This window comes from Intrasporangium zincisolvens (assembly GCF_034724055.1).
In the GTDB taxonomy this organism is placed as follows: Bacteria; Actinomycetota; Actinomycetes; order Actinomycetales; family Dermatophilaceae; genus Monashia; species Monashia zincisolvens.
The window spans coordinates 108,807-115,749 of sequence record NZ_JAWIIL010000014.1; the positions used below are offsets into that span (position 1 = coordinate 108,807).

At 66.8% G+C, this 6,943-nt stretch carries 7 protein-coding genes; 4 read left to right on the top strand and 3 right to left on the bottom strand.

Annotated features, from left to right (window positions below; all coding sequences use genetic code 11):
* Positions 1-59: 59 nt before the first annotated feature.
* A complete protein-coding gene (locus RY076_RS22870; protein ID WP_323102168.1) occupies positions 60-335 on the bottom strand; it encodes a hypothetical protein in 276 nt (91 codons plus the stop codon).
* A gap of 61 nt (positions 336-396) precedes the next feature.
* Positions 397-1,332 (bottom strand): NAD(P)/FAD-dependent oxidoreductase, encoded by a 936-nt coding sequence (locus tag RY076_RS22875; RefSeq protein WP_323102169.1) that lies wholly within the window; start codon positions 1,330-1,332, stop codon positions 397-399.
* Positions 1,333-1,459: 127 nt separating this feature from the next.
* Here RY076_RS22875 and RY076_RS22880 point away from each other — a divergent pair, with 127 nt between their 5' ends.
* From RY076_RS22880 to RY076_RS22895, 4 genes are all read left to right on the top strand, one after another.
* Positions 1,460-2,050, top strand: coding sequence for a helix-turn-helix domain-containing protein (locus RY076_RS22880; protein WP_323102172.1), 591 nt, complete (start codon positions 1,460-1,462; stop codon positions 2,048-2,050).
* Positions 2,051-2,319: 269 nt separating this feature from the next.
* Positions 2,320-3,135 carry a DUF4190 domain-containing protein gene (locus RY076_RS22885; protein WP_323102174.1) on the top strand — a complete coding sequence of 272 codons (816 nt, stop codon included), beginning with the start codon at positions 2,320-2,322 and terminating at the stop codon, positions 3,133-3,135.
* 679 nt (positions 3,136-3,814) lie between these two features.
* Positions 3,815-4,954 carry a hypothetical protein gene (locus RY076_RS22890; RefSeq protein WP_323102176.1) on the top strand — a complete coding sequence of 380 codons (1,140 nt, stop codon included), beginning with the start codon at positions 3,815-3,817 and terminating at the stop codon, positions 4,952-4,954.
* 697 nt (positions 4,955-5,651) lie between these two features.
* Positions 5,652-6,131 (top strand): DUF6650 family protein, encoded by a 480-nt coding sequence (locus RY076_RS22895; protein ID WP_323102179.1) that lies wholly within the window; start codon positions 5,652-5,654, stop codon positions 6,129-6,131.
* 163 nt (positions 6,132-6,294) lie between these two features.
* On the opposite strand, the gene RY076_RS22900 is transcribed toward RY076_RS22895, so the two are convergent.
* On the bottom strand, positions 6,295-6,943 hold a 649-nt coding region (locus tag RY076_RS22900), incomplete at its 5' end, for an integrase core domain-containing protein (protein ID WP_323102182.1).

The window sequence follows — 6,943 nt, forward strand, 5'->3', positions numbered from 1 at the left end:
TGCTTGCAGCGTAGAACAGCCGAGGCCGACGCCAGAGGGGCTTGCGCCCGTCGCGAGCGCTACCGCGCGGAGGAGCGAGTCACCAGGCGCACCCGAACCTTGTGCAGCTGAGGCATGAGTCCGTAGATGACGACGGGCACGGCGATCGTGGCGAGCACCAGGGTGCGCAGCACCGGGTTCAGGCTCACCAGCCAGCCACCGAAAGCCAGGTTGATGAGGGTCAGCGTCGGAAAGACGCTGAGCCAGATCATCAGGGCGAGCTGGTGCTTGGTCGGGGGCGCGACGGCCGGCGACGGGGAGGCCGAGCCGGGTGCAGGCGTGTGGGAGTGGGGCATGGGTGACCTCCTGGGTCGTGTGGTGGTGAGGACGCTCGTGCCGGGGCGGCACCAGGTCGGGTCAGGCGAGCGATCCTTCGTCGAAGAGCGCGACAGCCGTGCGGATGTCGTCGTCGACGAGGTCGTTGTTGATGGCGATGGCGGTGGCAGACCCTTGGCCCGCGGCGGTGACGACCTGGGCCCGGGGGTCGGCCACGTTGCCGGCGACCCACACCCCGGGCACGGTGGTGGCACCGTCGGCGCCGGTCGTGGGCCAGCCGTGCTCGTCGAGGCCGCACCCGATGCCGGCGAGCAGGTCGGCGTGAGGGGTGAACCGCGGCGGGACGAACAGGGCGTCACGCGGGACCACGCGGCCGTCGCTCATCGCGACCCCGTGGAGGGCGTCGTCCTCGATGACGAGGCGTTCGACGTCGCCCTCGACGATCCCGATCGCGCGGGCGACGAGCCGTGACCGGTCCTCATCGGTGAGCAGTCCCTCGGGGACGAAGAGGACGAGGTCGGGCGTCCACTGGCGGACGATGTGGGCGTACCGGACCGTCGCCGCGCCGTGCCACAGGACGCCGAGCCGCCTGTCCCGCACCTCCCACCCGTGGCAGTACGGGCAGTGCAGCACGTCCCTGGCCCAGCGTTCGGACAGGCCCGGGACGTCGGGCACCTCGTCGTGCAGTCCGGTGGTGACCAGGACCCGTCGCGCGGTGATGCGATGGCCGTCGGTGAGCGACGCACGGAAGCCGCCGCCGTCGCAGCGGGCCAGCTCTCGCACGGTGCCGCGCACGAGGGTGGCCCCGTAGCCGGCGATCTCCCGCCGGCCGACCTCGAGCAGGTCGGCCGGAGACATCCCGTCGCGGGAGAGGAAGCCCTGCAGGTGCGCCGCCGGTGCGTTGCGCGGGGCGCCGGAGTCCACGACGACGACATCGCGTCGGGCGCGACTGAGCACCAGGGCTGCGGAGAGGCCGGCGGCACCACCGCCGATGACCAGGACGTCGCACGTGCTCATGGAGGCACTGTGCGGCGGCCCAGCCGCGTCACGCCAGAAACGTTGCCGTTTCCGGGAACGGCGGCCGCTCCCATGCCTCCGGGCAGTCCCGTTGCGCAGGCTGGCACGACGTCGCCACCATGTGTCCATGGACGACTCCGCTGCGGTCATCGCGCAGGCGATCGAGCAGGTCGGTCCACGGCTGAGGCTGCTGCGGACGCACCGGGGCCTCACCCTGACCGAGCTGGCCGAGTCGACCGGGATCTCCAAGAGCACCCTGTCCCGGCTGGAGACCGGGCAGCGGAAGGCCAGCCTGGAGCTGCTGCTGCCGCTGGCCCTGGCGTACCGGGTGCCGCTCGACGACCTGGTCGGCGCGCCGGAGGTGGGCGACCCGAGGGTGCGGCTCAAGGCCAGCAGGCGCAACGGGCGCACGGTGCTTCCGCTGACCCGGCAGCCCGGCGGCGTCAAGGCGTGGAAGATCATCGTGCCCGCCGGCAACAGCACGCCCGAGCTCAGGACCCACGAGGGCTACGAGTGGCTCTACGTGCTGTCCGGGCGGATGCGTCTGGTGCTGGGCGATCGCGACTCGGTGCTGCGCGCCGGCGAGGTGGCGGAGTTCGACACGCACGTGCCCCACTGGTTCGGCAGCGACGGCACCGGACCCGCGGAGGTCCTCAGCCTGTTCGGCCCCCAGGGCGAACGAGTCCACGCGCGGGCTCGACCCCCGGCGGACCGATAGGCGCCGTCGCCCGCGGCCGACGGCGTTCTGCACGCAAGGTGACGGCGCTTCTCCCTGAGAGCCACACATCAAGCCGATCTGAGCCACGTGGTCGTCGGCAGTTTGCGCGCCGGCGGCATGGCCCTGACGGCTGACATGAGACCGATGTGCACTGATATCCGGTTCTCGCACGCGGGCCGTTTTGCCCCGGTATCCTCCCATTCGCCGAGCGGGAATGCCGTAGCTACACCGGGAGGCCTCGACCACGCGATACGACAGACAGAGGGAACATGTCCGACACTCAGATTCCGCAGTCCGCCCCGACCCAGCCGGGTCTGGCAGCACCTCCACCCGTGAACGGCAGCAATGGCCTTGCCACGGCCGGCTTCGTGCTTGGCCTGCTCGGTTTGCTCGCTTCGTGGATCCCGGTGCTCAACATCGTCGGATTGATTCTCGGTGTGCTCGGCGCCATTCTCGCCGCCGTCGGCCTGGCGAAGTCCAAGAAGGTGGGCACGGGCAAGGGTCTCGCACTCACCGGACTCATTCTCGGTGTGCTCGCCGTGATCATCGCGATCGTCGTCAACGTCGCCTTCGTCAACGCCGTGGATGACGCGGTCAAGACCACCGTGGACACGAGCGTCAGGGCTCCGGCCGACTCGAACGGCGCCGCCGCAGCGGACAAGGAACTCGGGTCGTCTCGCGAGAAGCCTGCTCCCATCGGTTCTGCAATCACCGGTGGCGACTGGACCGTCACCATCAACTCGGTCAAGACCGCAGACAAGGACTCATTCGGGCAAAAGCCCGCGGCCGGCAAGAAGCTTCTGGTCGTCAATCTGACCGCCACCTACAACGGTGACGACGCACAGGGTTCATCAGCCTTCGCGGTCGTCAAGTTCGTGACCGCCCAGGGGAACACGATCGACTCCACCAGCGGCTCGACGATGTTCGTTCCGAAGGACCAGTTCGCCTCGCTCACCAAGGTGTTCAAGGGCGCGTCCGTGACGGGCAACGACATGCTCGAGGTGCCGGCGAATGGTTGGGAAAACGGCGTCCTCTCTGTCTCGCCCGACATGCTGTCCGATGACACGTTCGTCGCGGTGAAGTGAGGCCCTAGTCCTTATCCCGCCGATGCCGAAGCGGCCCTGCATTCCTCGAGGAATGCAGGGCCGCGTCACGCTCAACCCCGCATGGACGGCGGAGCGTGGTCACCACGTGGCCTCGATCCCGACGAGGGCGCCTGTAAGTATCGACCGCGTCAGCAACGCGCCGTCAGGCTGGCGTCAGGCTCCCGCGATCACGTCAGCAGCAGCATCGTCCCTTCCCCCGCACAGCAGGCCAAGGGGATCCGGTCGAGAGCTGGCGGGGGGACTCGAACCCCCAACCACCTGTTTACAAGAGCGCGGACTTCGTGAATCGACCTCGCCCGCCGAACCCCGCCGGTCGACCGATCGAGCCTGCATGTCCGCAGGTGAGAGCCCGTCTTCGGCCGGACAGTCGGAGTTGAGTCGGTNGCGCGGACTTCGTGAATCGACCTCGCCCGCCGAACCCCGCCGGTCGACCGATCGAGCCTGCATGTCCGCAGGTGAGAGCCCGTCTTCGGCCGGACAGTCGGAGTTGAGTCGGTGTCGAGTCGGTGTCGAGTCGGTGTCGAGTCGGTGTCGAGTCGGGGCGAGTGGGCGGCGGGGTTGTGGCGGGGTTGGCTGGGGCCGGACGACTTCGCCGGAGCGTCGCCCCGCCGTTGTCGGCGTCCGTCCCTATCCTTGGCCCCAGACGAGGGGAGAACAAGTGGCCGGCGCTTGGGCAGCCAACTTCCAGAGCCACGGGCTTTGGACATTAGTGACGAAGACCAGAGACGCTCTTGACGGAGCGGCTGTCCCAGAGGATGAAGAGGAGGCGGCCAATTTCGCCCGCGCGCTTCGTCTTATGGAGCAGCTTGTGTCGCACTCCGAGCAAGACGCGGCGCTGTATGCGCCCACCATGCTTGACCAGCTAACTCAGCCGATCTCGAATATCTCCGCCTACGTGGAGCAGTACGTAAACGACCCCGACACCTCTACGGGCCTGCTGAACGCGGCCACCTACCTCGACGCTGCTGCTCTGTACATGGCGCAGATGCCGGCCCTGCCCCCGGGAGGCCGCGCAGGCGCGGCTGGACGGGCAGCGAGCAAATATGAGGCAGCGACGCACAAGAGCTTGGCCGAGGTAACACGAAGGGCGAACACGCTCGACGCTCAACTAACGGCACTGGTGGAAACGGTGGAGGCCCTCAAGGCCGAATCTGCGGAGCAAGTCGCCGACAAGATCGATGAGGTCGGCGACTCGCTCCTTGAAAAGAGCCAGGCTGCATGGCAGGAGCCGATCTCTGCGGCCACCGCGGCGAAAGTGGCCGCTGAGGCCGAACTCGCGGAGATGCGTACGCTTAACGTGGAGGCCAAGAACATCGCCGCCACACTGGCCGAGAAGGCTGTCGCCAAGGACTACCGGAAGAACGCGCTCAACAAATCCGTCGGCGGATGGATCTGGGACGTAATCGGTACTTTGGTGGGCGCGGGAGCGCTGGCGCTCATCGGCTATCACCTGCTGAACGTCTCGGCAGAAACGTCCATTCCTCTAGCGGTCACACGCTTGGCCGTGTCGATCGCTGGACTCGGTCTCGCTGCTCTGTGCTTCGCTCGCGCCCGAGGATTCCATCACGAGTCCCGCATCTCAAAGCGAACGCAGATCCGGATCGACACGGTGGCCGGCTTCGTTGCCAACCTCGACGACGACACCAAAGAGGCGGTCATTGAGGGCATGGCTGAACGCCTCTACATGCGAGGCGAACTCGATCCAGTTGCGGGCGATGACCCGTCCTTCGCCACACTGAAGGCGCTGCGGGAGCGCATCCGTGCACGCCGGACCGAACCAGTCGGCGAGGACGTCTAGAAGCAGGCAGCAGTAGACCCGTCAGAGTCGTCCCTCGGCTACACTGGCGCCACAAGCCTGACCTCGACAGCGAGGCGCGCGGCTCAAGACCGCGACAGGCACGCAACGACCCACCCCCGTATGGTCAAGAAGCCGGGGAACTTGAGCCTCAGTAGTTTCACGGGGTTCTGGGTCGTTGCGGCCACCGCCCCGTCAGTGCGGAAAGCACGACTGACGGAGGTTAAGAGGTGGCCGCTTTCATCTGGGTCCCCATTGTCGTCGCCTTGTGCGCGCTCATGGCATGGCTTGCATACCTTCGGCATCAGCGATGGCTGGTCGACAGGACCGGCGACACCAAGTGCCTCCGTGACGCAGCTGTGGCGGCTCGCGCCTTTCCTCGCTTTGGACACGTCCTGTTCAGCCGCCGAGCGCCCTCGGGCGACCGTTGAGCGGGTGCACATCGTCCTTGGGGATGTAGTGGGCGTAGAAGTCTAGCGTTCGCTATCGATGTTACCGAGGGCGAGATCCGCCATTCGGAGGGCCAGGCCACCACACTGGTCGTCATCGACCGAATCTCGACGGACTCATCGTTGCGCTGCTCTGGAGGCCGGTGGCGCTTCTGGTCGCCATGGACACCTGATCGCGACAGCCTCATCCCTACCGCATATCGCCACCCTTTGCCGGAAGGCAAAGTCGGCAAACCTTGAGAGGAGCTCTGATGAAGGCCAAACTTACCGGCCTGCAGTTTCCTGGCGGCTGGGGGGCGCAGTGGGAGTACATCGAAACCAACAAGGACCTCGCCCGTCGGGTCTTCATTCAGCTTGAGGACAAGGACGTGCTGTGCGAAGCGCCGAGTCGTGAAGACTACGAGTTCACCCGACTGTCAGCGGACAAGATTCGCGATCTGCTAACGCTTGAGTTGCTCAATGTGCGCGGAGGGGGTCGACTTGAAAAGTCATTGAAGACGATGCGTGATGCCAGCCGAGCTTTCGTGCGTGCCGCAGGCCCGAGCTCCCGGCTCTTCCGGCAGGACCATAATCACTTCCTGGGGGCGCTCACCGCCTACAGAGACGCGGTCGGGCGGCAGCTCGCAGAGATCAGTTACAACTTCCACATTGAAGTCCCGGACAGGCTCCGTAGTGTCATCCCCGCCCAAGACCTTGGGTGGCTCCCCAATATGGACGACTCTCCCGAGTGACCTAAGGCGGGCCTGGCGGGGTTCTGGCGGGGTTGCTCGTGCACCACGGCCGAGCGGGAAGGACCCGGCAACCCGCCTACCTGCGGAAACTTGAGAGCTGGTGTTGGCCTTCGGTTGATGCCTGACAGTTCTACGCCGGCTGTTCCTTGACACTCCAGTGTCTTCAGTTTGCCGTGGTTCTGGGGGTCTTGGTCATCGCGCCTCCCAGGGGTCGCTTGTTGCGCACAGGGCCGGTGCTGCTGCGTTTGACGGTGCGCAGCAGCTCGTTGCCGATCCAGAACTGCAGGATGTCTGGTGCGACGTGCACGTCGCAGCGTTCGCCGGCCCGGTGGCGCCCGACCGACACCTGCTGCCAGGACACGCACACGACCCCGCAGGTCGACACCTTCCGGGCCACCCATTCCGGTCCAGTGCGGTCGGGTTCGGGGCTGAGGGCTCGCCGGGGTCCGGTGCCGTAGCGCTCGGCTGGGGTGTGCATCCCAATCGCTTGGTGTGGCCGGTCGTGGTTGTAGGTCCCGACCCAGGCATCGAGCCGGTCCTGAGCATCAGCCAGGTCCTGGAACACCGCCCCGGTGAGGAACTCGGCCCGCAAGGACCGGTGAAACCGCTCGATCTTGCCGGTGGTCGTCGGGGAGCGGGGCTTGGTCAACAGGTGCTCGATCCCGTTGGTTCGGCAGATCCGGTCGAACAGCACCTCCACCGGCGGGGTGTTGAACCGGCCGGTGAAGACCCGGCCGTTGTCGGTCAGGACCTGCTCGGGCACCCCGTAGGTGGACAACGCGAGCGTGAACGCGTCACACACCGGCTGCATC

Bases quoted from the DNA above. Each gene is read 5' to 3' on its own strand.
- RY076_RS22870 (WP_323102168.1), bottom strand. From the start codon at position 335: ATGCCCCACTCCCACACGCCTGCACCCGGCTCGGCCTCCCCGTCGCCG.
- RY076_RS22875 (WP_323102169.1), bottom strand. From the start codon at position 1,332: ATGAGCACGTGCGACGTCCTGGTCATCGGCGGTGGTGCCGCCGGCCTC.
- RY076_RS22880 (WP_323102172.1), top strand. From the start codon at position 1,460: ATGGACGACTCCGCTGCGGTCATCGCGCAGGCGATCGAGCAGGTCGGT.
- RY076_RS22885 (WP_323102174.1), top strand. From the start codon at position 2,320: ATGTCCGACACTCAGATTCCGCAGTCCGCCCCGACCCAGCCGGGTCTG.
- RY076_RS22895 (WP_323102179.1), top strand. From the start codon at position 5,652: ATGAAGGCCAAACTTACCGGCCTGCAGTTTCCTGGCGGCTGGGGGGCG.